A 24,721-nucleotide genomic window follows, 5' to 3' on the forward strand; every position below is an offset into this window, starting at 1 on the left:
ACGACCCGAATCGAATCGCCGCGCGAATCGCCGATCGATTCGGTGCAATCCTGTGTGGCTACGCGCAAACACGGCCTCACTCCGAAGTGAGTGGCGGCCGACGCCGAGGCCGTACTATCCAGGTCGTGCGGCGACGATCGTGTCGCCGCCCCGCGCCCTCCGGACGCCGCAGGCCCTTCGAGGACAACACATCCGGTCCGTCGCAACGGACCGCCCGGTGCGCCGCCCCCGCGGACGCGCCTCATGTGATGACGAGGTCGACCATGACAACGAGACGCGCGCGATGGACCGGCGGTCTCGTGCTCGGCCTGATCGGATCCGGCCTCGTGATCGCGCCGGCCTGCGCGCAGCCTTCTGCCCCGTCTCCGGGCCAGGCGCCCGCCGCCCAGGCACCCGTGACGCAATACGCACCCGTGATCCAACAAGCGCCCGTGACGCAAGCGCCCGCCGCCGCGCCACCGGCGACCCGCTCCCTCTCGGTACAACCGCCGCCGTCGGCCGGCGCTCCCCAGCTCTCCTCCGCCCAGTCCAGCCCGGCGCTGCCGGCGGCGCTCGGTGGTCAGGTCCGCGCCGTGGTCGAGCTGTTCACCAGCCAAGGCTGCTCGTCCTGCCCGGCCGCCGACCGGGTGCTGTCCGAGCTCAAGACGGACCCGACCCTCGTCGCGGTCAGCCTGCCGATCACCTACTGGGATTATCTCGGCTGGAAGGACACGCTCGCCGATCCGCGCCACACCGCCCGCCAGACCGCCTACGCGCAGGCGCGCGGCGACCGCTCCGTCTACACGCCGCAGGTGGTCGTCAACGGCACGGTGCATGCGCTCGGCAGCGACCGGACGGCGATCGAGGCCGCGGTGACGCGCGGCCGCGCCCGGGGCATGGCGATGTCGGTTCCGGTGCGCGTGTCGGTCGCCGACGGCAAGGTGTCGGTGAGCACCGAGGGCGCGCGTCCCGCCGTGGCGGCCGGCACCGGTGCCCCCGTCCCGGCGACCACCGGCGAGGTCTGGCTGCTCGGCGTCAGCTCGGCCGTCGAGGTCGCGGTCGGCCGCGGCGAGAATCGGGGCCGCACCATCGTCTACAGCAACGTCGTGCGCCGCTGGGTGAAGCTCGGCGACTGGACCGGGGCGCAGCGCACCTGGTCGGTGCCGGTCGCGGATCTGCGCAGCGAGCGGATCAGCGAGAAGATCGACGCGGTCGCGGTGCTGATCCAGGGTGGCACCGCCAAGGCGCCCGGTGCGATCTACGGTGCGGCCTTCGAGCGGCTGCACTGACGACGCGCCCTGCGCGCCGGAACAAAAAAAGAAGGGCCGGCAGGACCGGCCCTTTTGCTGTCTATCGGGATGATCCCGGACGGGCGGCCGAAGCCGCTCCGTCCATCGACGCCAGGGTCCGGCCCTTACGAGCCCGGGGGGCTGGGGGGCTGAGGAACCGGTTCTCTTCTCGGACCGGACCCTAGGCCGACGCTGATGTGATCGCATCCCGGCCCGGCCGGGGCGCGGCCGAATTCCGGCAAACTTATGAAGCGATTGACGAATGCGTGATCGGTCCGTGAGAGGCCGTGACCGCGGCGTTGCCGGAGGGGCGGCGGGGCGGCACGCACCGCCCGGGCCGCGGCCAGACGTCGTCCCGGTCGCCCTTGCTCTCCGGCGGCCCGAAGGTGATCATGACGGGACGACGACACTCACCAGGAGGAGCCGGATGAGCCTCGAGCTTGGCGACACTGACCCGAGCGAGTCCCGCGCGGGCGAGGGAGCGGTGCTCGCCGCGTTCCCCGCCACCCCCTCCCGCGTCACCTTCAACAAGTTCGAGCTCTCCCGCATCCTCGGCCTCTATGGCCGCAAGGTCGCGTCCGGAGAGTGGCGCGACTACGCCATCGATTTCCACAAGGACCGGGCCGTCTTCTCGGTGTTCCGCCGCACCGCCGAGGTGCCGCTCTATCGCATCGAAAAGAATCCCAAGCTGTCGCGCCGCCAGGGCGCCTGGCGGGTCGTCTCGGCGACCGGGCTGATCGTCAAGGTCGGACACGAGCTCGACCGCGTGCTGCGCGAGCTCGACCGGGTCAGCCTGCGCGTGGTGAGCTGAGGGCGGACGCCGCGACCGCGCGGTCTCGGAAACGAAAACGCCCCGGCGCAAGGCCGGGGCGTTTCGTCTCGGGAGCGTGTCTTGGGTGCTGCCGGCCGCGTCAGCGGCGGTCGCCGACCAAGCGGAGCAGCATCAGGAACAGGTTGATGAAGTCGAGATAGAGCGAGAGCGCGCCCATCACGGCCTTGCGGCCGGCCAGCGTGCCGTCGTCGTTCACGTCGTACATCTCCTTGATCTTCTGGGTGTCCCAGGCGGTGAGCCCGGCGAAGATCAGCACGCCGGCGACCGACAGCGCCCAGTCGAGCCCGCTCGACTTCAGGAACATGTTGACCAGGCTCGCGATGATCAGGCCGAACAGGCCCATGATCAGGAACGAGCCCATGCCCGAGAGGTCCTTCTGGGTCGTGTAGCCCCACAGGCTCAGCGCGCCGAAGGCGGCGGCCGAGATGAAGAACACCCGGGTGATCGACGCCGCCGTGTAGACCATGAAGATCGAGGCGAGCGACAGGCCGAGCAGGCCGGCATAGACGAAGAACAGCGTGCGGGCCGTGCCGGCCTGCAGGCTGTTGATGCGGAAGCTCAGGAAGAACACCAACCCGAGCGGGGCGAGCACCAGCACCCACATCAGCGGGCTGCCGAACAGCGTCTGCCCGAACGCCGTCAGGCCGGTGATGTTGCCGGCCGCGTCGGTGACCACGGCGAGCTGATAGGTCAGCCACGCCGTGATGCCGGTGAGCGCCACGCCGAGCGCCATGTAGTTGTAGACGGTGATCATGTGGGCGCGCAGGCCCTGGTCGACCGCGGCGGCGCGGTCGCCCGCATAGCCGCGGGACGCGATGGTATGGCGATCGAAGTCCGACATGGGGGAAGATCCTTTCTGTCCACCCGAGGGCGGGCTCGGGGGGAGCCCGCACCCATCAAACCTGGCCGGAATGTAGGACGCCGGCGCGTCGCGGTGAAGCCCGCCGGGGCGTCGCGCCGCATGACATTTTCGCCATCGGGCGACGTCGTAAACGGATTTTCTCTTCGCGCAGGCCCTTCGGAGGGCTACGCGGCGGACCGCGCGTAGCCCTGGCGTCTAAAAACGAACCGGGGCCGCGTGGCGGCCCCGGTCGGTCGGTCGACGCTCGCGTCCAGCCGCGGCGTCACTCCTCGCGCTGCCCGAAGAGCTGCAGCAGCATGGTGAAGAGGTTGATGAAGTTCAGGTAGAGCGACAGCGCGCCCATGATGGCGGAGCGCTCCATCACCTCGCCCTCCATGGCGCCGTAGATGTACTCGTTCTTCAGGCGCTGGGTGTCGTAGGCGGTGAGGCCGGCGAAGACCAGCACGCCGATCACCGAGATGATGAACTGCATCATGGTCGAGCCGAGGAAGATGTTCACCAGGCTCGCGATGATGATGCCGAACAGGCCCATGATCAGGAACGAGCCCATGCCCGACAGGTCGCGCTGGGTCGTGTAGCCCCACAGGCTGAGCGCGCCGAACGAGGCCGCCGTGATGAAGAACACCCGCACGATCGAGGTGTGGGTGAACACCATGAAGATCGAGCCGAGCGACAGGCCGACCAGCGCGGCATAGACCCAGAACAGCATCTGGGCGGTCGCCGGGCGCATGCGCTCGACGCCGAAGGACAGCGCGAAGACGAGGCCGAGCGGGGCCAGCATCACGAGCCACTTGAGCGGCGAGACGAACACCGCGTAGCCGATCGGGGTCAGGTACATGCTGCCGATGCGGGCCGGGCCCTCGACGCCGCCGCGCATCACCGCGCGGGCCGCGGAGGCCGGGTCGCCCGTGACCGACAGCATGTAGATGCCGAGGGCGGCGAGGCCGGTGATCGCGAGGCCCAGGACCATGTAGTTGTAGACGCGCAGCATGTAGGCGCGCAGGCCGGCGTCGATGGCCGCGGCCTCGGCACGCGGCACCGTCCCGTAGGCCGCCCCGATCGTTTGACGCTCGTAGTCCGACATCGTCGAACCCCCTTCTCGTGTTGTCCGCCAATCCGCGGCGTGTCGCCCCGCGGGTCGAGCCGTCGGGATGGGACGGCTCGATGTGTGCCCATTATATGCGAGCGGCCGCTCCGGCGCGTCGGCGACGGATTGTCGCAAACCGCGAATTCGCTTGGCCCAACCGGCATTTGTATCGCGGCGTGTTGTCGCAAAGCCGCGGCGTCGAAGACGTCGCGGCCTCACCTGGCCGCCGAATGGTTAAAGAGCCCTCAACACGCCGGCGGGCTTGCGCCCCAGCGCCGCGACGGTGCCGACGAGGCCGCAGGCGACCGTCACGGCGAGCGCGCCGAGCGCCGCCGCCAGGGCCGGGACGGCCTGCCAGACGAACGGCAGGTTCATCAGGCCCGCGACGATCCGCCACCCGGCGACCGAGCCGGCCAGCATGCCGAACAGCACGGCAGCGGCGCCGATCAGCAGGTATTCGATCAGGTAGGCGCCGACCAGCTGGCGGCGGGTGGCGCCGAGCGTCTTGAGCACCACGGCGTCGTAGACCCGGTGGCGATGACCCGCGGCGAGCGCCCCGGCCAGCACCAGGACGGCGGAGAGGAGCGTGATGCCGCTCGCCCCCTGCACGGCGCGCGCGAGATTGCCGACGACGCGCGCCACCTCGCCGAGCGCGTCCTTGACCGGCACCGGGGTGATGGCCGGAAAGCCCTGCGCCACCGCGTTCAGGAGCGCGGCCTCCTCGGCCGGCGTGCCGCCGTCGCGGAACGTCACGGTGGCGATGTCGGTGTGCGGGGCCCCGGCGAAGGCGCCGGGCGAGAACACCAGCACGAAGTTGATGCCGAGCGACTGCCAGTCGACGGTGCGGATGTTGCCGATGCGGGCCGTGATGTCGCGGCCGAGCACGTTCACGGTCAGGGTGTCGCCGAGCTTCAGGCCGATCCCCTCGGCGATGCGCTTCTCCAGCGAGAGGAGCGGCGGGCCGCGATAGTCCTCGCCCCACCAGGTCCCTTCGATGACGCGCGAGCCCTCCGGTACCGTGCCCGAATAGGTGATGCCGCGGTCGCCGGTCAGCGCCCAGGCGGCGTCGGGGCGGATCTTCAGGTCCTCGGCCTTGACGCCGTTCGCCGCGACGATCCGGCCGCGCAGCATCGGGACGCGCTCCAGTGTCGCGACCTCGCCCCGTGCCTTCACCAGCGCGTCGAAGCGGGCGCCATCGCGGGTCGGGATGTCGAGGAAGAAGAAGGACGGCGCCCGCTCGGGCAGCGTCGCGGTGAGCTGGTGGCGGAGGTTGCCGTCGACCTGCAGGATGGTGACGAGCAGCGCCATGCCGAGCCCGAGCGAGATGACGACGGTCGGGGTCAGAGCGGCCGGCCGGTGGATGTTGGCGACGGCGAGCCGCAGCACCGCCGAACGCGCCCGCGGCGCGCGGCGCGCCGCCGCCATCACGGCGGTGGCGACGAGACGCAGCAGCAGCAGCACGGCGACCGCCGATCCGACGAAGGCGAGCGCGATGCGCCGGTCGTAGGAGGCGCCGACGGCGAGCGCCGCGAGCGCCAGCGCGGCGAGCGCGGTCGCCACCATGTAGCGCCGGCGCGGACGGCGCTGGTCGGGCGTCACGGCGTCGCGGAACAGCGCCGACACCGGCACGTCGTGGGCGCGGCCGAGCGGCCATGCCGCGAAGGCGACGGCGGTGAGGAGTCCGTACAGCAGCGACAGCGCGAGCACGTCGAGATGGAGCGTCGGCGCCAGCGGCAGCGGCAGCACGGCACCGAGCGCGCCGGCGATCACGAAGGGCAGGGCGGCGCCGAGCGCGAGCCCGATCGCGCCACCGATCGCCGCGAGCAGCAGGATCTGGGCGAAGTAGAGCCCCACCACCTGGCCGCCGGTGGCGCCGAGCGACTTGAGCGTCGCGATGGTGTCGCGCTTGCGGTCGAGATAGTGGCGGGTGGAGTTGGCGACCCCGACGCCGCCGACCAGCAGGGCGGTGAGCCCGACCAGCGTCAGGAACTGGGTGAAGCGGTCGATGTTGCGCTCCAGCGCCGGCGAGGCGTTGCCGCTCGCCCGCACCTCCCAGCCGGCGGAGGGGAAGCGCCGGTTCGCCGCCGTCTCGACCGCCTCGGACGCGGCGATCGGATCGCCGGGCAGGCGCACGCGATAGAGCCAGCGCACCAGGCTGCCGGGCTGGAGAAGGCCGGAGGCGCGCAGTGCATCCTCGCTCACCAGCACGCGCGGCCCGAAGCCGACGCCGCCGGCGAGCCGGTCGGGCTCGCGCACCATGCTGCCGTTCAGCACCAGCGTGGCCGCGCCGACCGTCACCCGGGCGCCGCGCTCGAGACCCAGCCGCGCCAGCAGCAGCGGATCGACCACGGCGCCGAAGGCGTCGCCGTCGCGCGCCAGCAGGGCCGACAGCGGCGCCGGCGGGTCGGTCTCGACCTGCCCGTAGAGCGGGTAGGCGGCGTCGACGGCCTTCAGCTCGACGAGCGTCGACTTGCCGTCCGGCGTGCGGGCGAGCGCCCGCATGGCGGCCGCGACCGAGAGGTCGCCGCTCGCGGCGATGAAGGCCCGCTCGTCCGGGCTCGCCTCGCGCTGCACGAGATTGAACGAAATGTCGCCGCCCAGGATCGCGCGGCCCTGCTGGGCGATGCCTTCCGAGAGGCTGCGCGAGATCGAGCCGACGCCCGCGATGGTCATCACGCCGAGCGCCATGCAGGCGATGAACACCGAGAAGCCGGACAGGCCACCGCGCAGGTCGCGGGTCGCGATGCGCAGGAGCGTGCGCCAGCGCGAGACCGTCACGGAGCGGGTCGGCGCGTCGCCGACGGGAACGTCGGCGGCCGTCATCGCGTCGCCATCGCCGGCGTGCCGGCCCGGCCGGCCGCGGTGTCGGCATCGATGCGGCCGGAGCGCATGCGCACGACGCGGTCGCAGCGCGCCGCGAGGCCGGGATCGTGGGTGACCAGCACCAGCGTCATGCCGCGCTCGGCCTGGCCGGCGAACATCAGGTCGACGATGCCGCGGCCCGTCGCCTCGTCGAGATTGCCGGTCGGCTCGTCGGCGACCAGGATCGAAGGCGCGGGGGCCAGCGCGCGGGCGAGCGCGACGCGCTGCTGCTCGCCGCCCGAGAGCTGGGACGGGTAATGGCCGAGCCGCTCGCCCAGCCCGACCGCGGCGAGCTCGGCGCGGGCGATGTCGAAGGCGTCGCGGTTGCCGGCCAGCTCCAGCGGCACGGCGACGTTCTCGATCGCCGTCATGGTCGGGATCAGGTGGAAGGACTGGAACACGATGCCGATCTTGCGGCCACGAAACCGCGCCAGCGCGTCCTCGTCGAGGCCGCCGAGATCGGTACCGTCGACCACGACCGCGCCGGAATCCGGCCGCTCGAGCCCCGCCATCACCATCAGCAGCGTCGATTTGCCCGATCCCGACGGTCCGGTGAGGCCGATCGCCTCGCCACGCCCTATATCCAAGGCGATGTCTTTCAGGATGTGGACCCGCGCCGCATCCCGGCCGAGCGACAGGTCGACGCCGGACAGCGAGATGGCGGGTGCGAGGGAGCGAATGATCTCGGAGCGTGTGGTCTTGGAGCTTGTGTCGTCCATTGTCGGGTCTGTGCTGCGCCGTCCGTGGCGGGAGGAGACGGGAGTGCCGGTCGGCCGCGCCCCAGCGCCGGCGCGGTCCCGGGAAGGCTGGGTCCGGGCGCGACGGCAGCCTCCCTCATATGGGACGCCGGGACGCCGGGTCCAGCCGGGCCGGCGCGCCGCCCTGGTCGCCGGGCTCGCCGGCGTGACGCTGCTCGCCTTGGCGGGTACGTCAGGCGCCATGGCCCAGACCACAACGTCCCAGACCACGACGTCCCAGACCACGCCGCCCCCTCTGAAGATCGTCGCGCTCGGGGATTCGCTCACCGCCGGCTACGGCCTGCCGCCCGCCGACTCGTTTCCGGTGCGGCTGGAGAAGGCGCTCGCGGCGAACGGTCGCACGCCCCGGCCCGTCACCGTCGTCAACGCCGGCGTGTCGGGCGACACGGCGACCGACGGCCTCGCCCGGCTCGACTGGGCGGTCGGCGACGACGTCGACGGCGTGATCGTCGAGCTCGGCGCCAACGATGCACTGCGCGGCACCGACCCGGCCGTCACCCGCACGGCGCTGGACGAGATCCTGACGCGGCTGAAGGCGCGCGGCCTGCCGGTGCTGCTCGCCGGCATGCTGGCGCCGCCCAACATGGGACCGGAGTTCAAGCAGGCCTTCGACCGCATCTTCCCGGATCTGGCCGAAAAGCACGACGTGCTGTTCTATCCGTTCTTCCTGGACGGGGTGGCGGCCGAGCGCGGCCTCAACCAGCGCGACGGGATGCATCCCGAGGCCAAGGGCATCGCCGTGATCGTCGAGCGCATCCTGCCCAAGGTCGAGGCGCTGGTCGGCCGCGCCGCGGCCCGCCGCGACGGCAAGTGACGGCGGTGCCGTCATTCCGGGCCGGCGCACCGCGCCGGACCCGGAATCCAGCCGCGATCTCGGAGCGTATGGTTGGATTCCGGGTTCGCGAGCCTTCGGCCCGCGCCCGGGAATGACCCGGAGAGCGAAACCCGGACGAAAGCGATGCCCAGACTCTTCACCGCCCTGGAGATTCCCGCCGATATCGGCGAGCGGCTGTCGATGCTGCGCGGCGGCCTGCCGGGGGCGCGCTGGATCGATCCCGAAAACTATCACCTGACGCTGCGCTTCATCGGCGACATCGACGACGCGCTGGCGAACGACGTGGTCCAGGTGCTGGCCGGGGTGCGGCGCGCCGCCTTCGATCTCGTGCTCGACGGGCTCGACGCCTTCGGGGGCCGCAAGCCGCGTGCCGTCTTCGCCGCGGCGCCGGCCGTCCCGCCGCTCGTCGAGCTGCAGGCCGAGCACGAGCGGCTGATGCAGCGGATCGGCATCCCGGCTGAGGGGCGGAAGTTTTCGCCGCACGTCACGTTGGCGCGGCTGCGCCAGACCTCGTCGCGCCAGGTCGCCGACTATCTGGCGGCCCGGGCGGACTTCCGCTCGGCCGCGTTCCCGGTCGAGCGATTCGTGCTGATGTCGTCGCGCGCCTCGACGGGCGGCGGTCCCTATGTGGTCGAGGCCGCCTATCCGTTGCGGGCCGAGGCGCTCGCCGGCCCGGCGGAGGGCTGAGCCGCCGCGGCCGCGCCGGCCGTCGGGCGCAGCAGGCGGACCTGGAAATCGAGATACGCGGCGGCCAGGCTGTGGCCGTCGGTGAGGATCTCGCGCATCACCGAGAGCGGGGTCGGCCGGGCGTTCTGCACCTTGCCGACCACGGTGCCGAAATCGAACGAGAACTCGGCCTCGAACTTGCGCGCGAGCTGCTGCATCCGGTGGTTCTCGGCCATGCAGGCGACATGCATCAGCTTGATGCCGCGGTTGCGGGCGACCAGCAGGCACCGCTCCAGGAGCGCCGAGCCGGCGCCGTGGCTCTGCCAGGGCCGTTCGACGCTGAATGCAGCCTCGGCCTCGTGGCTGCTGGCCGGCGGGATCATCCGCAGGTCTGCGGCGCCGCGCAGAACCCCGTCGACGAAGAAGCCGTGAATGATCGTGTCGGCGTCGATCTTCGCCGCATAGCTGCGGATCATCTCGTCCGACACGGCGCCGCCGAAGCGATTGCGGCGGCTCTCGGCGTCGAGCCGCAACAGATGCTCGCGATAGGAGCGCGCCTCGATCGGCCACAGCTTGCGGATCAATCCGCCTTCGATGAACACTTCCTGCATTCCGGGGGTCTCCTGCGCTTGCGCGTCTTCGGTCCCCGGCGTTTCCCCGTGCACGTCCGGACTGTCCCGGACCGGACTCTCGGTCCGACGACTCTTGTTGCACTGCAACATAAGTACGGCGTCCCCCGACGCCAGGGGTCACTATCGCAGCGCTGGTATTCCGGGAATTTGATCTGTCGTAAGGGTCGAGGGGATTCTCGTTATGCGCGAATGCTTATAGACAAAAGTTGCATGCGGCGTTCCGTCCCCGGCGACCCGCCCGGGTCGGTCGCAGAAGACGCAGTGAATCATGAACATCGTGCTTGTGGATCGACCGCCCCGCCGGCTAAACGAAACCCGATCCCGCGACCCGGAACGCTGATTGTCCATCACCGAGCGATATGCCGCCCTCGTCGCGGCCGGAGAGATCGAGCGCGACCGCGCCCAGGGGCGCGTCGTCGAGGCGCTCGGGGCCCTGCAGGAGCGCCTCGCCACCGCGCGGATCGCCAAGAAGTCCTCGGCGCTGGGCTGGCTGTTCGGCGGCCGCGAGGCGAAGCGGCGGCCCTTCGTGCGCGGGCTCTACCTCCACGGCGAGGTCGGTCGCGGCAAGACCATGCTGATGGACCTGTTCTACGCGACGAGCCCGACCGAGAAGCGCCGCCGCGCCCATTTCCACGAGTTCATGGCCGACGTCCACGAGCGCGTGCACGTCTATCGCCGCCGCCTCAAGGCCGGCGAGATTTCGGGTGGCGACCCGATCGCGCTGACGGCCGGCGATCTCGCCGCCGAGGCGTGGCTGCTGTGCTTCGACGAGTTTCACGTCACCGACATCGCCGACGCCATGATCCTGGGGCGGCTGTTCACGAAGCTGTTCGAGCGCGGGGTCGTGGTGGTCGCGACCTCCAACGTCGTGCCGGACGAGCTCTACAAGGACGGGCTCAACCGCGCCCTGTTCGTGCCCTTCATCGGGCTCCTGAAGGAGCACATGGAGGTGCTGCGGCTCGACGCCCGCACCGACTATCGGCGCGAGAAGCTCGCCGGCGTGCCGGTGTGGCACACCCCGGCCGACGCCACGGCCGATGCGGCGCTCGACGACGCCTGGCACCGGCTGACCGGCGGCCACGAGACCACGCATCACACCATGACCGTGAAGGGCCGCGTCGTGAAGGTGCCGCGCGCCGGCATGGGCGCCGCCCGCTTCAGCTTCCACGATCTGTGCGAGCAGCCGCTCGGCGCCTCCGATTATCTGCGCATCGCCCACGAGTTCCACACGCTGGTGATCGACCGCGTGCCGGTGATGGATTTCGCCAAGCGCAACGAGGCCAAGCGCTTCATCGCCCTGATCGACATGCTCTACGATCACGGCGTGAAGCTGGTCGCCTCCGCCGACGCCGAGCCGGAGGGCCTCTATCACGCGACCGTCGGCTACGAGGCGAACGAGTTCAAGCGCACCGTGTCGCGGCTGATCGAGATGGGCTCGGAGAGCTATCTCGAGCTGCCGCACGGCCAGCGCGGCACCATGTCGGGCGACACCGCCGGTCTCGTCGAGACGTGACGAACCGGGACCTTATGACACGTCGCCCCGCCGTGGCGGGTCGGCTGGAGCGGCCGGGCGGATGCAGCCGGGAAGAACTGTCGACCATGGCTTTCGCGCGCCGCTGGTCGCGCGGATTAGGCCCAGGGTGCGAATACGGTCGCGACGGCGGGGCGCGACTTGAACGCATCACGGGAACGCGATAACACCCGAAACCCCCACCGGACAGCAAAAGTTCGAGGACTTCCCCACAATGGCACGGCACAAAATCGCATTGATCGGCGCAGGTCAGATCGGTGGCACGCTGGCCCATCTCGTCGGGCTGAAGGAGCTCGGCGACGTCGTGATGTTCGACATCGCCGAAGGAATTCCCCAGGGCAAGGCCCTGGACATCGCCGAGTCCTCGCCCGTCGACGGTTTCGACGCCCGCTACGCCGGCACCAACTCCTACGAGGCGATCGAGGGCGCCTCGGTCTGCATCGTCACGGCGGGCGTGCCGCGCAAGCCCGGCATGAGCCGCGACGATCTCCTCGGCATCAATCTGAAGGTGATGGAGCAGGTCGGCTCCGGCATCCGCAAGTACGCGCCGAACGCCTTCGTGATCTGCATCACCAACCCGCTCGACGCGATGGTGTGGGCGCTGCAGAAGTATTCGGGCCTGCCCAAGACCATGGTGGTCGGGATGGCCGGCGTGCTCGACTCGGCGCGCTTCCGCTACTTCCTGGCCGACGAGTTCAACGTGTCGGTCGAGGACGTGACGGCCTTCGTGCTCGGCGGCCACGGCGACACCATGGTGCCGCTCGCCAAGTACTCGACCGTCGCCGGCATCCCGCTGCCCGACCTCGTGAAGATGGGCTGGACCACCCAGGCCCGCCTCGACGCGATCATCGACCGCACCCGCAACGGCGGCGCCGAGATCGTCAACCTCTTGAAGACCGGCTCGGCCTTCTACGCGCCGGCCGCCTCGGCGATCGCCATGGCGGAGAGCTATCTTCGCGACAAGAAGCGGGTGCTCCCCTGCGCCGTCCATCTCGCCGGCGAGTACGGCCTGAAGGACACCTATGTGGGCGTCCCGGTGGTGATCGGCAGCAAGGGCGTCGAGCGCATCGTCGAGATCGAGCTGGCCGGTGGCGACCGCGCCGCCTTCGACAAGTCGGCCGATGCCGTGAAGGGCCTGATCGAGGCCTGCAAGAAGATCGCGCCCGACCTCGCGGCCTGACGCGGTTCCGGCGCGACGTTCCGTGACGGCGTCCGGCTGATTGATCCGGTGGTCATTCCGGGGCAGCGCGCAGCGCCGAACCCGGAATCCAGCCGAGAGTTCGGAGCTTGCCGCTGGATTCCGGGTTCGCGGCTCCGCCGCGCCCCGGAACGACGGCGAGCCGGTCAGCCGGAAACGATACGACAGCGACCTCGGGGCGCGCGCGGCTTCGGCCCGGCGCCCCGAACCGAGACACTGAAGCGTGGCAACGCCGTCCGGCGCCGCCGGACGCGAGCGGGGGTGTGGCATGAACATTCACGAATACCAGGCGAAGGCGGTGCTGCGCGAGTTCGGGGTGCCGACGCCGCGCGGCGTCGCGGCCTTCTCGGTCGACGAGGCCGTCAAGGCGGCCAAGGAGCTCGCCTCCGCCGTCACGGTGGTGAAGGCGCAGATCCACGCCGGCGGCCGCGGCAAGGCCGGCGGCGTCAAGGTCGTGAAGAGCGTCGAGGACGTCGAGAAGGAGGCCAAGCGCCTGCTCGGCTCGATCCTGGTCACGCACCAGACGGGGCCGCGTGGAAAAGAGGTGCACCGGCTCTACATCGAGGAAGGCTCGGCGATCGACAAGGAGTTCTACCTCTCCGCGCTGGTCGATCGCGGCACCGGCCGCATCTCCTTCGTGGTGTCGACCGAAGGCGGTATGGACATCGAGCACGTCGCCGCCGAGACCCCCGAGAAGATCGTGTCGTTCTCGATCGATCCGGCGACCGGCATCATGCCGCATCACGGCCGCCGCATCGCCCAGGCGCTGGGCCTGAAGGGCGATCTCGCCAAGCAGGCCGAGGTGCTGGTCAACAAGCTCTACGGCGCCTTCGTCGCCAAGGACATGACCATGCTGGAGATCAATCCGCTGGTCGTCACCAAGGACGGCAAGCTGATCTGCCTCGACGCCAAGATCTCGTTCGAGGGCAACGCGCTCTATCGCCATCCGGACATCGTGGCGCTGCGCGACCTGACCGAGGAGGACGAGAAGGAGATCGAGGCCTCCAAGCACGACCTCTCCTACGTCGCGCTCGACGGCAACATCGGCTGCATGGTCAACGGCGCCGGTCTCGCCATGGCGACCATGGACATCATCAAGCTGTACGGCGAGGAGCCGGCCAACTTCCTCGATGTCGGCGGCGGCGCCTCCAAGGAGCGCGTCACCGAGGCGTTCAAGATCATCACCGCCGACCCGAAGGTGAAGGGCATCCTGATCAACATCTTCGGCGGCATCATGAAGTGCGACGTGCTGGCCGAGGGCGTGTGTGCGGCCGTCAAGGAGGTCGGGCTCGCGGTGCCGCTGGTCGTGCGGCTCGAGGGCACCAATGTCGAGCTCGGCAAGAAGATCATCGCCGACTCCGGCCTCAACGTCGTGTCGGCCGACGATCTCGACGACGCCGCCCAGAAGATCGTCAAGGCCGTGCGGGGGAACGCCTGATGTCCATCCTGATCGACAAGAACACCAAGGTCATCTGCCAGGGCTTCACCGGCAAGAACGGCACCTTCCACTCCGAGCAGGCGATCGCCTACGGGACCAAGATGGTCGGCGGCACCTCGCCCGGGAAGGGCGGCTCGACCCATCTCGGCCTGCCGGTGTTCGACACCGTCGCCGAGGCGCGCGAGAAGACCGGGGCCGACGCCTCGGTCATCTACGTGCCGCCGCCCGGCGCGGCCGACGCGATCTGCGAGGCCATCCAGGCCGAGATCCCGCTGATCGTCTGCATCACCGAGGGCATTCCGGTGCTCGACATGGTGAAGGTGAAGCGGGCGCTCGACGGCTCCAAGTCGCGCCTGATCGGCCCCAACTGCCCGGGCGTGCTCACCGCCGGCGAGTGCAAGATCGGCATCATGCCGGGCAACATCTTCAAGCCCGGCTCGGTCGGCGTGCTGTCGCGCTCCGGCACCCTCACCTACGAGGCGGTGTTCCAGACCACCCAGGTCGGGCTCGGCCAGACCACGGCGGTCGGCATCGGCGGCGACCCGGTGAAGGGCACCGAGTTCATCGACATGCTGGAGAAGTTCCTGGCCGACCCGAAGACCGAGTCGATCATCATGATCGGCGAGATCGGCGGCTCGGCCGAGGAGGACGCGGCGCAGTTCGTCATCGACGAGGCGAAGCGCGGCCGCAAGAAGCCGATGGTCGGCTTCATCGCCGGCGTCACGGCGCCCCCCGGCCGCCGCATGGGCCATGCCGGCGCGATCATCGCCGGCGGCAAGGGCGACGCCAAGAGCAAGATCGCGGCGATGGAAGCGGCCGGCATCAAGGTGTCGCCGTCGCCGGCGCGCCTCGGCACCACGCTCGCCGAGATCCTGAAGAAGTAGGAGGCTCCCTCGCCGGGCCCGCACCACCGGCTGGATGGCGCGGCGCCCCCTCACCTGGATCTCGCGCGGTCGCGCGGGATCCGACCTCTCCTCGGCGGGGAGAGGTGAAGCCGAGGACGCCGCGCCGCCATGCTGTCCGCCGGCACCCAGGTTCGCCTCGAGAACGCCCGGCGGCCGGACCTCGCGGCCGTCGAGGCGCCGGCGCTCGCCGACACCGGCGCGCTCCACCTCTGCATTCCCGAGCATGTGGCGCTCCAGCTGGCGCTGGACGAGCTCGACCGCCGCGAGGTGACGCTCGCCGACGGGTCGCGCCGCCGGGTGCCCTATGTCGGACCGATCCTGATCTCGGTCGCCAATCGCCGCGGCGTCGCCGGGGCCATGGTGCTCGGCACCGAGGTGCTGCTCGGCGCCATCCCGATGGAGGACATGGACCTCGTCGTCGTGCCGGCGACCCGCGACGTGATCCCCAACCCGGCCAACCCGAACCTCGCCGTCTCGATTGCCAAGGGCGTCCGCGGCTGACGCCGTCGGGCCGAAGGCTGCACGGCGTTAAGAACCCGAACCGCCGTCCAGTTTGGTGAAAATTGATTCACTCCTACCCCGATTCTCCTTCATGAAATCGTTGTCGCGGCGCGGGAAGGCGCCTAAATAGGGGCTCCGGCCGCGGCGGTTTCCCGGGCCGGCCCGGCTCGCTCCCGCTCCCCCAGGGGCCTCGCCCCGCGATCAGGACCCGTTCATGTCCCGCCAAGACGCGAACGCTCAATTCGCCCTCACCTCGTTCCTCTACGGCGGCAACGCCGCCTATATCGAAGACCTCTACGCGCGCTACGAAGCCGATCCGAAGGCGGTCGACACCGAGTGGCGGGTGTTCTTCTCCGGCCTCAAGGACACGGCCTCGGACGTGGCGCGCTCGGCGCGCGGCGCCTCCTGGAAGGAGCCGCACTGGCCGGTGGTCGAGGAAGGCCCGATCCGCATCGTCGAGCCCGAGGCCCAGGAGGCGGCGATCCGCCTCACCGATCGCATCGCCCAGAAGGCGCAGCATTACGGGGTCGACCTCACCACGGCCGACGTCCAGCAGGCGACGCGCGATAGTTTGCACGCCCTGATGCTGATCCGCGCCTACCGCATGCGCGGCCATCTGCACGCCGACCTCGATCCGCTCGGCCTCGAGGCGATCAAGGACCACGAGGAGCTCGACCCGCGCTCCTACGGCTTCACCGAGGCCGACTTCGACCGCCGCATCTATCTCGACTTCGTGCTCGGCATGGAGTTCGGCACGCTGCGCCAGATCATCGCGATCCTGAAGCGCACCTACTGCCAGACGCTCGGCGTCGAGTTCATGCACATCACCGACCCGGCCCAGAAGGCCTGGCTGCAGGAGCGCATCGAGGGTCCCGACAAGGAGATCCACTTCACCCGCGAGGGCAAGCGCGCCATCCTCAACAAGCTGGTCGAGGCCGAGGGCTTCGAGAAGTTCTGCGACGTGAAGTTCACCGGCACCAAGCGGTTCGGCCTGGACGGCTCGGAATCGATGATCCCGGCGCTCGAGCAGATCATCAAGCGCGGCGGCGCGCTCGGCGTGAAGGAGATCGCGGTCGGCATGGCCCACCGCGGCCGCCTCAACGTGCTGGCCCAGGTGATGGCCAAGCCGCACCGCGCCATCTTCCACGAGTTCAAGGGCGGCTCGTTCACGCCCGACGAGGTCGAGGGCTCCGGCGACGTCAAGTATCACCTCGGCGCCTCGTCGGACCGCGAGTTCGACGGCAACAGCGTGCATCTGTCGCTCACCGCCAACCCGTCGCATCTCGAGATCGTCAACCCGGTGGTGCTCGGAAAGACGCGGGCCAAGCAGGACCAGCACGGCTGCACGACCGAGGACCGCACCCAGGTGCTGCCGCTCCTCATCTCGGGCGACGCCTCGTTCGCCGGCCAGGGCGTGGTGGCGGAGTGCTTCGGCCTCTCCGGCCTGCGCGGCCACCGCACCGGCGGCTCGATCCACTTCATCGTCAACAATCAGATCGGCTTCACGACCTATCCGCGCTACTCGCGCTCGTCGCCGTACCCGTCCGACACGGCCAAGATGATCGAGGCGCCGATCTTCCACGCCAACGGCGACGATCCGGAGGCCGTGGTGTTCGCCGCCAAGGTGGCGACCGAGTTCCGCCAGAAGTTCCAGAAGCCGGTCGTCATCGACATGTTCTGCTACCGGCGGTTCGGCCACAACGAGGGCGACGAGCCGTCGTTCACCCAGCCGCTGATGTACAAGAAGATCCGCTCGCATCCGTCGACGCTGGAGATCTACTCGAAGAAGCTGTTCGCCGAGGGCATCGTCACCGACGGCGAGGTCGAGAAGATGAAGGCCGACTGGCGGGCGCGGCTCGACGCCGAGTTCGACGCCAGCCACGGCTACAAGTCGAACAAGGCCGACTGGCTGGACGGCCGCTGGGCCGGCATGAAGGTCGCCGCCCCGAGCGACGACCCGCGGCGCGGCAACACCGGCGTCGAGGCCGAGACCCTGAAGGAGATCGGCGACAAGATCACCTCGGTCCCGGCCGGCTTCAATCTCCACCGCACCATCCAGCGGTTCCTCGACGCCCGCCGCAAGGCGATCGACACCGGCGAGGGGATCGACTGGGCGACCGGCGAGGCGCTCGCATTCTGCACCCTGTTGGCCGACGGCCATCCGGTCCGTCTGTCGGGTCAGGATTCCGAGCGCGGCACCTTCTCGCAGCGCCACGCCGTGCTGATCGACCAGGAGACCGAGAACCGCCACACGCCGTTCAACTACGTCAAGCCCGGCCAGGCCCGCTTCGAGGTGATCAACTCGATGCTGTCCGAGGAGGCGGTGCTCGGCTTCGAGTACGGCTACTCGCTGGCCGAGCCGAACGCGCTCGTGCTGTGGGAGGCGCAGTTCGGCGACTTCGCCAACGGCGCCCAGGTGGTGTTCGACCAGTTCCTGTCGTCGGGCGAGCGCAAGTGGCTGCGCATGTCCGGCCTCGTCTGCCTGCTCCCGCACGGCTACGAGGGGCAGGGGCCGGAGCACTCCTCGGCCAGGCTCGAGCGCTATCTGCAGATGTGCGCCGAGGACAACATGCAGGTCGCCTACTGCACGACGCCGGCGAACTACTTCCACATCCTGCGCCGACAGCTGAAGCGCGACTTCCGCAAGCCGCTGATCCTGATGACGCCGAAGAGCCTGCTGCGCCACAAGCGGGCGGTGTCGCGACTCGACGAGATGACGGCCGGCACGTCGTTCCACCGCCTGCTGCCCGACGACGCGGATAGCCGTCACGGCGAGCACATCCGGCTCGCCCCCGACCGCAAGATCCGCCGCATCGTGCTGTGCACCGGCAAGGTCTATTACGATCTCTACGAGGAGCGCGAGAAGCGCGGCATCGACGACATCTATCTGCTGCGCGTCGAGCAGCTCTATCCGTTCCCGACCAAGGCGATGCTGGCCCGCCTGCAGCGGTTCAAGAACGCCGAGGTGGTGTGGTGCCAGGAAGAGCCGCGCAACATGGGCGCGTGGACCTTCGTCGAGCCGTATCTGGAATGGGTGATGAACCAGGTCGCCGGCGAGTACCGCAGGCCCCGCTATGTCGGGCGCCCGCCCTCCGCCGCCACCGCGACGGGCCTGATGTCCAAGCATCTCGCACAGCTCAAGGCGTTCCTCGACGACGCGCTGGGCTGATCGCCGCGCGCGCTCCCGAACACAGTCCCTGGCCGGACGCCGTGCCCGGCCATCTCCGCCCCCCGCCCGAACCCGATCCGCGCGCCGCCGCGCCCTCCGCGTCCGCCGCCCGATCCTTGGATACGAAGAACGATGGTTGACATCCGCGTGCCCACCCTGGGCGAGTCCGTGACCGAAGCCACGATCGGCCGCTGGTTCAAGAAGGCGGGCGAGCCGGTGTCGGTGGACGAGCCGCTGGTCGAGCTCGAGACCGACAAGGTCACCATCGAGGTGCCGGCGCCCGCCGCCGGCGTGCTCTCCGAGATCGCCGTGTCGGACGGCGAGACCGTCGCGGTCGGCGCGCTGCTCGGGCAGATCGCCGAGGGTGCCGCGGCTGCCGCCGGCGCCGCGCCCGCCGCCAAGGCCGAGAAGTCGAAGCCGGCCGCGCCGCCGCCCGCTCACACGGCTGCGGCTCCGGCGGTCGCCAAGCAGGACGCGACCAAGCAGGACGCCCCGCTCGCCCCGTCGGTCCGCCGGCTGGAGGCGGAGAGCGGCGTGCCGGCCTCCGGCGTCGCCGGCACCGGCCGGGATGGCCGGGTGACCAAGGGCGACATGCTGGCCGCGATCGAGCGCGGCGCCGCGGCGCCCGCGCCTGCGGCTCCCGCGCCGGCGCCCGTCCAGGCCTTCGCGCCGCCGCCGGTCGCGCCCGTGCAGGTGCGCGCCCCCTCGCCGCCCGACGACGCGGCGCGCGAGGAGCGCGTGCGCATGACCAAGCTGCGCCAGACCATCGCGCGCCGCCTGAAGGATGCGCAGAACACCGCCGCCATGCTGACGACCTTCAACGAGGTCGACATGACGGCCGTGATCGCGCTGCGCAACCAGTACAAGGATCTTTTCGAGAAGAAGCACCGGGTGAAGCTCGGCTTCATGGGCTTCTTCACCCGCGCCTGCGTGCAGGCGCTGCGCGAGGTCCCGTCGGTCAATGCCGAGATCGACGGCGCCGACATGGTCTACAAGAATTATTATCACATCGGCGTCGCGGTCGGCACCGATCGCGGCCTGGTCGTGCCGGTGGTGCGTGACTGCCAGTCGAAGACGCTGGCCGAGATCGAGAAGACGATCGCCGATTTCGGCCGTCGCGCCCGCGACGGCCAGCTCAAGATCGAGGAGATGCAGGGCGGCACCTTCACGATCTCCAACGGCGGCGTCTACGGCTCGCTGATGTCGACCCCGATCCTCAACGCGCCGCAGTCCGGCATCCTCGGGATGCACAAGACCCAGGAGCGGCCCGTGGTGGTCGGCGGCAAGATCGAGATCCGCCCGATGATGTATCTGGCGCTCAGCTACGATCACCGCGTCATCGACGGCAAGGAGGCCGTGACGTTCCTGGTGCGCGTCAAGGAGAGCCTGGAGGACCCGGCGCGGCTCGTGCTGGATCTTTGAGAATTGACACTATGCCAAGGCGGCGGTGCTATCTTGTCCGCAAACGATTGATGGCAGCGATGCGTAATGCCCACGGTAGCGATCGTCGACGGGGTCAAGATCCAGTTCTATTGGGATGATCATTCGCCGGCGCACTTTCACGTAGAGCACGGCGAATATCGTGCCCAAATCGCTATCGACAGCTTGTCGATCATCAACGGCTATATACCGAAAGCACAGTATCGGAAGGTCGTCACATGGGCCAAGCCGCGAAAAAGCGAACTGCTAAAAGCTTGGATTCAGTGCCAGTCCGATCTCCATCCCGGCAGCATAGGGTGAAGAAGCTGCCACGAATCGCCTCGGCAGAGCCTGTGATTCACGGAGTTCTCAAGATCGTCTGGACCGACGGCTACCAGGGAATAGTCGACCTGCGTCCAACGATCGCCCGGGGCAAAATCTTTACATACCTGCAAAAGCCCAAGAACTTCGAGAAGGTGAGGGTCAGCGAGTACGGTCATTCCATCGAGTGGATCGACCAGAACGGTGACGAGATCGACTTCGGTGCCGATACACTCCGATCCAAAGCCGAGAACCAGGCCCGGCTGAACGAGGTCGCGTCGATCCTTCAATATTGACCAGCTCCCCTGTCGCGCAGCGGAACGCGGCGAATGCGGGTGGTCAGGCCTGTCGCCGCCTGTCGGAGCTCGGAAAACACGTGATCGAAAAGGAGCCTATCGATTCCCGTTAGCTGGCATCGATCGAGCGTTGGGCACGCGAGCGGGGGGAAATCCAATCGGTCTGGCTCTTTGGGAGCCGAGTTCGGGGGAATCATCGTAGCGACAGCGATCTCGATATCGGAGTTCGGTTATACGGCGACGAGAAGGAGCGTCTGGCGATCTGGATCTTTGAAGGGGCGTGCTGGGCGGCATCACTTCAGGAACTCGTCAGTGTAAAAATTCACCTGGAATTGGCCGACCCAGTCAATTCGCCAGACAAGGTCTGGTCCGCCGTGCAGGCCTATGGACGAAAGGTCTTCGATCGCGAGGAGTTGGGCCTTTGATGTCCCACACGGCCGAGTTCCTCTCCCTGATGGCGGTGTTTCTGGTCGCGGCGGTGACGCCGGGGGCCGACTTCGCCTGCGTGATGCGCGAGAGCGTGGTGCACGGCCGCCGCGCCGGGGTGCTCGCCGCGGTCGGCGTAGGCTCGGCGATCCTGGTCCATGTTGGCTACACGGTGCTGGGCATCGGCCTGATCGTCGCCCATTCGGTCGTCGCCTTCACGATCGTCAAATGGGTCGGCGCCGCCTATCTGGTCTGGCTCGGCATCAAGAGCTTCCGCGCCCCGACGCCGACGCTGCCCGATCCCGGCGCGCACGATCCCGCGGCCCGGCCTGCGCGCCGTTCGCTGGCGATCGGGGCCCTGACAAATCTGCTCAATCCCAAGGCCACGCTGTTCTTCGTGTCGCTGTTCTCCACCATCGTGTCGCCGCAGACGCCGCTTCTCTTCCAGCTCGGCTACGGCCTCGCCATGGCCGTGACGCTCGCCGTCTGGTTCACGATCGTCGCCGTGTTCCTCACCACCGGCACGGCGCGCGCCGCCTTCGCGCGGGCCGGCCGCTGGTTCAACCGCGCCACCGGGCTCGTGCTGATCGGGCTCGGCGTGCGCGTCGCCCTGCAACGGAGTCACTGAGTGTCGCCGACCCCCGTCCCGACCGAGCTCCATCTCCTCGCCGCCGCCGTGGTGCTGCTCGTCGTGCAGATCTTCATCCAGTCCGGCACCATGACCAAGGAGCTCGGCACCGACTGGAACGCCGGCGCGCGCGACGACGGCCGCAAGCCCACGGGCGTGCTCGCCGGCCGCGCCGAGCGGGCGCTGAAGAACTATCTCGAGACCTTCCCGGCCTTCGTCGCGCTGGCCCTGGCGCTCGCCGTCACGGGGCGCACCGGCGGGCTGGCGCTCGCTGGTGCGCATCTGTGGTTCTGGGCCCGTCTCGTCTACGTGCCGCTCTATCTCGCCGGCGTGCCCAAGGTGCGTTCTCTGGTGTGGCTCGCCGCGCTGGTCGGGCTCGGCCTGATGCTCGCGGCCCTCGTCCTCTGAATCTGTCCTGATCACTCCCCGAACGGAACCTTCGCGATGTCAGCTTACGATCTCGTCGTCATCGGCACCGGCCCCGGCGGCTATGTCTGCGCCATCCGGGCCGCCCAGCTCGGTCTCAAGACCGCCGTGGTCGAGAAGCGCAAGACGCTCGGCGGCACCTGCCTGAACATCGGCTGCATCCCGTCCAAGGCGTTGCTGCACGCCTCCGAGCTGTTCGACGAGGCCGGCCACGGCTTCGAGGCCATGGGCATCAAGGTCGGCAAGCCGAAGCTCGATCTCGCCGCCATGATGGCGTTCAAGGACGAGGGCGTCGACGGCAACGTCAAGGGCGTCGAGTTCCTGATGAAGAAGAACAAGATCGACGTCCATGTCGGCACCGGCCGCATCAGCGCGCCCGGCAAGGTCGAGGTGACGGGCGAGGCCGGCACGACGACGCTCGACGCCAAGGCGATCGTCATCGCCACCGGCTCCGAGGTGGCGCCGCTGAAGGGCGTGACGATCGACGAGCAGCGCATCGTCTCGTCCACGGGCGCGCTGTCGCTCGAGAAGGTGCCGAAGAAGCTGCTGGTCGTCGGCGCCGGCGTGATCGGGCTCGAGCTCGGCTCGGTGTGGCGCCGGCTCGGCGCCGAGGTCGAGGTCGTCGAGTTCCTCGATCGCATCGTTCCCGGCATCGACCTCGAAGTCGCGAAGCAGTTCCAGCGCATTCTTCAGAAGCAGGGCTTTACGTTCCGCCTGTCCACCAAGGTGACCGGGATCGACACGTCGGGCTCGCGCCTGAAGGCGACCGTGGAGCCGGCCGCCGGCGGCGACGCGGCGACCATCGATTGCGACGTCGCGCTGATCGCCATCGGCCGCGTACCCTACACGCAGGGCCTCGGGCTCGACGCGGTCGGCGTCGCGCTCGATCCGCGCGGCCGGGTGATCACCGACGCGCATTTCGCCACCAACGTGCCCGGCATCTACGCCATCGGCGACGTGATCGCCGGTCCGATGCTGGCCCACAAGGCCGAGGACGAGGGCGTCGCGGTCGCGGAGATTCTGGCCGGCAAGGCGGGCCACGTGAACTACGACGTGATTCCGGGCGTCGTGTACACGAACCCGGAGCTCGCCAGCGTCGGCAAGTCCGAGGAGGATCTCAAGGCCGCCGGCATCGCCTACAACGTGGGAAAATTTCCGTTCACGGCGAACGGCCGCGCCAAGGTGAACCGCCAGACCGACGGCTTCGTGAAGATCCTCGCCGACGCCAAGACCGACCGGGTGCTCGGCGTCCACATCCTCGGCGCCGATGCCGGCAACATGATCGCCGAGGCCGCCGTGGCGATGGAGTTCGGCGCCTCCTCGGAGGACATCGCCCGCACCTGCCACGCCCACCCGACGCTGCCCGAGGCCGTCAAGGAGGCGGCGCTGGCCGTGGAGAAGCGCGCGATTCATATGTGAGCGCCGCGCGATCCCGGCCGCGCCATTGACCTCGCCTGCCGACCACGCTACCTATATCCTAGGTTGTGTGACGAGGCACAAAGAACCATGGCGCGCAATCGGGTGACGATCCAGCTCCGGCAGGGCGACATGTTCGCCCAGCCGACCGATCTGGTGATCATTCCCTGCTCGACGGTTCCGACCATCACGCCGCGGGTCGCCGAGCGGCTGGCGGCGCTTCGGATCGCGCCTCCTACCGGGGCGATGAGCCTCGGCGATGTCCGTTTCGGGCTGTTCGAGGGCGGCACCAGCATCGCGGCCTATGTCGGCTACGCCGCCTCGGTCATCGGATATCGCAGCGACGCTGCCGAAATCACTCGCATCGCCACCCAGGTCGTGGCGTTCGCGAAGGACAAGCCCGAGATCCGCGACGTCGCGCTGCCGCTGCTGGGCAGCGGGGCGGGGCGCTTGTCGAAGCAGGATTCGGCTGCCGCCCTGATCGCCGGCCTGTCGGCGGGCGACGTCGGCGAGACCGTGTTCAACATCTACGTCCTCGAAAAATCCGATTACGACGCCCTGACCGCGAGGATGAGTGCCGCGGTCGCGAGCACCCGCGCGACCACGCTCGAGGTCCTGAACAAGCTGCCGCGGATCGACGCCTTCGCCGCCACACGCGGCCGGCCCGAAGCGGCGGCGGCGCCCGCCGTGCCCGCCACGCCGGTGCAGTCGCGCGAGCCGATCCGGGTCTTCATCAGCTACACGCGGACCAGCGACGAGCATCAGAAATGGGTCCAGGATCTCGCCACCCGGTTGCGGCAGAACGGCATCGACGCGCGGCTCGACGTCTGGCACCTGCGCTACGGCATGGATCTGCCGCAGTGGATGTGCAACGAGCTCGACCTCGCCGAGCGCGTCCTGATCATCTGTAACAAGGCCTATGCCGAGCGCGCGCACGGCCGTTACGGCGGCGTCGGCTGGGAGATCCGTCTGGTGCAGGGCGACCTGTTGCAGAGCCAGCACGCCAATCCGGACAGGTACATTCCGATCGTGCGCGGCGCCTTCGACCAGACCGCAGTGCCGGCCTTCCTGCGCACCGTCAACTGCATGGTCTGGTCGGACCAGGACCACGACAGCTTGTGCGACACGCTGCTCCGGGCGATCTACCGCGCCTACATCCCGCCACCGGAGATCGGTCCCACGCCCCCACGCTTCGTCGTGAGGTGAGGCACGGGTCGCGAGCGCGTCGGCCCGCGGCATGAACCC

General features: G+C 69.3%; 23 protein-coding genes. 18 read left to right on the top strand and 5 right to left on the bottom strand.

Features of this window, described 5'->3' with window-relative positions; translation table 11 throughout:
- The first annotated feature begins 263 nt into the window (after positions 1–263).
- Entirely contained in the window at positions 264–1,268 is a 1,005-nt protein-coding gene (locus tag ABTU92_RS14965; RefSeq protein WP_408091952.1) for a DUF1223 domain-containing protein, read from the top strand.
- 427 nt (positions 1,269–1,695) lie between these two features.
- Positions 1,696–2,079, top strand: coding sequence for a DUF2794 domain-containing protein (locus ABTU92_RS14970; protein WP_408091954.1), 384 nt, complete (start codon positions 1,696–1,698; stop codon positions 2,077–2,079).
- A 100-nt stretch (positions 2,080–2,179) separates the two neighbouring features.
- Here ABTU92_RS14970 and ABTU92_RS14975 read toward each other — a convergent pair whose 3' ends face one another.
- The 4 genes from ABTU92_RS14975 to ABTU92_RS14990 form a co-directional block, all read right to left on the bottom strand.
- On the bottom strand, positions 2,180–2,941 hold the full coding sequence (locus tag ABTU92_RS14975) for a Bax inhibitor-1 family protein (RefSeq protein WP_408091956.1): 762 nt from the start codon (positions 2,939–2,941) through the stop codon (positions 2,180–2,182).
- 283 nt (positions 2,942–3,224) lie between these two features.
- Positions 3,225–4,046: a Bax inhibitor-1/YccA family protein gene (locus ABTU92_RS14980; RefSeq protein ID WP_408091958.1), complete on the bottom strand. Its 822-nt coding sequence runs from the start codon at positions 4,044–4,046 to the stop codon at positions 3,225–3,227.
- Positions 4,047–4,283: 237 nt separating this feature from the next.
- A complete protein-coding gene (locus ABTU92_RS14985) occupies positions 4,284–6,872 on the bottom strand; it encodes an ABC transporter permease (protein ID WP_408091960.1) in 2,589 nt (862 codons plus the stop codon).
- Positions 6,869–7,630, bottom strand: a complete 762-nt coding sequence (locus ABTU92_RS14990) for an ABC transporter ATP-binding protein (RefSeq protein ID WP_408091962.1) — start codon at positions 7,628–7,630, stop codon at positions 6,869–6,871. The genes ABTU92_RS14985 and ABTU92_RS14990 overlap by 4 nt, the downstream gene beginning before the upstream one ends.
- Before the next feature lie 220 nt (positions 7,631–7,850).
- Between ABTU92_RS14990 and ABTU92_RS14995 the strand changes: the two genes are divergently transcribed.
- On the top strand, positions 7,851–8,483 hold the full coding sequence (locus ABTU92_RS14995) for an arylesterase (RefSeq protein WP_408091964.1): 633 nt from the start codon (positions 7,851–7,853) through the stop codon (positions 8,481–8,483).
- Positions 8,484–8,627: 144 nt separating this feature from the next.
- Positions 8,628–9,191, top strand: coding sequence for an RNA 2',3'-cyclic phosphodiesterase (gene thpR, locus ABTU92_RS15000; RefSeq protein WP_408091966.1), 564 nt, complete (start codon positions 8,628–8,630; stop codon positions 9,189–9,191).
- Here thpR and ABTU92_RS15005 read toward each other — a convergent pair.
- Positions 9,146–9,781: an N-acetyltransferase family protein gene (locus tag ABTU92_RS15005; RefSeq protein ID WP_408091968.1), complete on the bottom strand. Its 636-nt coding sequence runs from the start codon at positions 9,779–9,781 to the stop codon at positions 9,146–9,148. The two genes, thpR and ABTU92_RS15005, sit on opposite strands and share 46 nt — an antisense overlap.
- Before the next feature lie 361 nt (positions 9,782–10,142).
- Here ABTU92_RS15005 and zapE point away from each other — a divergent pair, with 361 nt between their 5' ends.
- The 14 genes from zapE (at position 10,143) to ABTU92_RS15075 (ending at position 24,682) form a co-directional block, all read left to right on the top strand.
- Positions 10,143–11,315 carry a cell division protein ZapE gene (gene zapE / locus ABTU92_RS15010; RefSeq protein ID WP_408091970.1) on the top strand — a complete coding sequence of 391 codons (1,173 nt, stop codon included), beginning with the start codon at positions 10,143–10,145 and terminating at the stop codon, positions 11,313–11,315.
- A 232-nt stretch (positions 11,316–11,547) separates the two neighbouring features.
- Positions 11,548–12,513, top strand: coding sequence for a malate dehydrogenase (gene mdh, locus ABTU92_RS15015; protein WP_408091972.1), 966 nt, complete (start codon positions 11,548–11,550; stop codon positions 12,511–12,513).
- 286 nt (positions 12,514–12,799) lie between these two features.
- A complete protein-coding gene (gene sucC / locus ABTU92_RS15020) occupies positions 12,800–13,969 on the top strand; it encodes an ADP-forming succinate--CoA ligase subunit beta (RefSeq protein ID WP_408091974.1) in 1,170 nt (389 codons plus the stop codon).
- On the top strand, positions 13,969–14,853 hold the full coding sequence (sucD, locus tag ABTU92_RS15025; RefSeq protein WP_408091976.1) for a succinate--CoA ligase subunit alpha: 885 nt from the start codon (positions 13,969–13,971) through the stop codon (positions 14,851–14,853). The genes sucC and sucD overlap by 1 nt, the downstream gene beginning before the upstream one ends.
- A 129-nt stretch (positions 14,854–14,982) precedes the next feature.
- Positions 14,983–15,375, top strand: coding sequence for a hypothetical protein (locus tag ABTU92_RS15030; protein ID WP_408091978.1), 393 nt, complete (start codon positions 14,983–14,985; stop codon positions 15,373–15,375).
- A gap of 214 nt (positions 15,376–15,589) precedes the next feature.
- Positions 15,590–18,544 (top strand): 2-oxoglutarate dehydrogenase E1 component, encoded by a 2,955-nt coding sequence (locus ABTU92_RS15035; RefSeq protein ID WP_408091980.1) that lies wholly within the window; start codon positions 15,590–15,592, stop codon positions 18,542–18,544.
- Positions 18,545–18,676: 132 nt separating this feature from the next.
- Positions 18,677–19,966: a 2-oxoglutarate dehydrogenase complex dihydrolipoyllysine-residue succinyltransferase gene (gene odhB / locus ABTU92_RS15040; protein ID WP_408091982.1), complete on the top strand. Its 1,290-nt coding sequence runs from the start codon at positions 18,677–18,679 to the stop codon at positions 19,964–19,966.
- 66 nt (positions 19,967–20,032) lie between these two features.
- On the top strand, positions 20,033–20,284 hold the full coding sequence (locus ABTU92_RS15045; RefSeq protein WP_408091984.1) for a DUF4160 domain-containing protein: 252 nt from the start codon (positions 20,033–20,035) through the stop codon (positions 20,282–20,284).
- The gene (locus ABTU92_RS15050) at positions 20,281–20,580 is read left to right on the top strand and encodes a DUF2442 domain-containing protein (RefSeq protein ID WP_408091986.1); all 300 of its coding nucleotides are present in this window, start codon (positions 20,281–20,283) and stop codon (positions 20,578–20,580) included. The genes ABTU92_RS15045 and ABTU92_RS15050 overlap by 4 nt, the downstream gene beginning before the upstream one ends.
- A 122-nt stretch (positions 20,581–20,702) precedes the next feature.
- Entirely contained in the window at positions 20,703–21,005 is a 303-nt protein-coding gene (locus ABTU92_RS15055) for a nucleotidyltransferase domain-containing protein (RefSeq protein ID WP_408092085.1), read from the top strand.
- A complete protein-coding gene (locus ABTU92_RS15060) occupies positions 21,005–21,634 on the top strand; it encodes a LysE family translocator (RefSeq protein WP_408091988.1) in 630 nt (209 codons plus the stop codon). The genes ABTU92_RS15055 and ABTU92_RS15060 overlap by 1 nt, the downstream gene beginning before the upstream one ends.
- Complete coding sequence (locus ABTU92_RS15065; protein WP_408091990.1) at positions 21,635–22,042, top strand: MAPEG family protein; 408 nt, start codon at positions 21,635–21,637, stop codon at positions 22,040–22,042.
- Between the two features lie 36 nt (positions 22,043–22,078).
- Positions 22,079–23,479: a dihydrolipoyl dehydrogenase gene (gene lpdA, locus ABTU92_RS15070; protein ID WP_408091992.1), complete on the top strand. Its 1,401-nt coding sequence runs from the start codon at positions 22,079–22,081 to the stop codon at positions 23,477–23,479.
- Between the two features lie 87 nt (positions 23,480–23,566).
- Positions 23,567–24,682, top strand: a complete 1,116-nt coding sequence (locus ABTU92_RS15075; protein WP_408091994.1) for a toll/interleukin-1 receptor domain-containing protein — start codon at positions 23,567–23,569, stop codon at positions 24,680–24,682.
- The last annotated feature ends 39 nt before the right edge of the window (positions 24,683–24,721 follow it).

The organism is Rhodoplanes sp. SY1, from assembly GCF_046000175.1.
In the GTDB taxonomy this organism is placed as follows: Bacteria; Pseudomonadota; Alphaproteobacteria; order Rhizobiales; family Xanthobacteraceae; genus Rhodoplanes.

Coding starts and splice junctions, on each gene's coding strand:
- ABTU92_RS15060 (WP_408091988.1), top strand. CDS start 21,005: ATGTCCCACACGGCCGAGTTCCTCTCCCTGATGGCGGTGTTTCTGGTC.
- ABTU92_RS14965 (WP_408091952.1), top strand. CDS start 264: ATGACAACGAGACGCGCGCGATGGACCGGCGGTCTCGTGCTCGGCCTG.
- ABTU92_RS15075 (WP_408091994.1), top strand. CDS start 23,567: ATGGCGCGCAATCGGGTGACGATCCAGCTCCGGCAGGGCGACATGTTC.
- ABTU92_RS14970 (WP_408091954.1), top strand. CDS start 1,696: ATGAGCCTCGAGCTTGGCGACACTGACCCGAGCGAGTCCCGCGCGGGC.
- lpdA (WP_408091992.1), top strand. CDS start 22,079: ATGTCAGCTTACGATCTCGTCGTCATCGGCACCGGCCCCGGCGGCTAT.
- ABTU92_RS14975 (WP_408091956.1), bottom strand. CDS start 2,941: ATGTCGGACTTCGATCGCCATACCATCGCGTCCCGCGGCTATGCGGGC.
- ABTU92_RS14985 (WP_408091960.1), bottom strand. CDS start 6,872: ATGACGGCCGCCGACGTTCCCGTCGGCGACGCGCCGACCCGCTCCGTG.
- ABTU92_RS15005 (WP_408091968.1), bottom strand. CDS start 9,781: ATGCAGGAAGTGTTCATCGAAGGCGGATTGATCCGCAAGCTGTGGCCG.
- ABTU92_RS15030 (WP_408091978.1), top strand. CDS start 14,983: ATGCTGTCCGCCGGCACCCAGGTTCGCCTCGAGAACGCCCGGCGGCCG.
- sucD (WP_408091976.1), top strand. CDS start 13,969: ATGTCCATCCTGATCGACAAGAACACCAAGGTCATCTGCCAGGGCTTC.
- sucC (WP_408091974.1), top strand. CDS start 12,800: ATGAACATTCACGAATACCAGGCGAAGGCGGTGCTGCGCGAGTTCGGG.
- thpR (WP_408091966.1), top strand. CDS start 8,628: ATGCCCAGACTCTTCACCGCCCTGGAGATTCCCGCCGATATCGGCGAG.
- ABTU92_RS15045 (WP_408091984.1), top strand. CDS start 20,033: ATGCCCACGGTAGCGATCGTCGACGGGGTCAAGATCCAGTTCTATTGG.
- odhB (WP_408091982.1), top strand. CDS start 18,677: ATGGTTGACATCCGCGTGCCCACCCTGGGCGAGTCCGTGACCGAAGCC.
- ABTU92_RS14980 (WP_408091958.1), bottom strand. CDS start 4,046: ATGTCGGACTACGAGCGTCAAACGATCGGGGCGGCCTACGGGACGGTG.
- ABTU92_RS14995 (WP_408091964.1), top strand. CDS start 7,851: ATGGCCCAGACCACAACGTCCCAGACCACGACGTCCCAGACCACGCCG.
- mdh (WP_408091972.1), top strand. CDS start 11,548: ATGGCACGGCACAAAATCGCATTGATCGGCGCAGGTCAGATCGGTGGC.
- ABTU92_RS15035 (WP_408091980.1), top strand. CDS start 15,590: ATGTCCCGCCAAGACGCGAACGCTCAATTCGCCCTCACCTCGTTCCTC.
- ABTU92_RS14990 (WP_408091962.1), bottom strand. CDS start 7,630: ATGGACGACACAAGCTCCAAGACCACACGCTCCGAGATCATTCGCTCC.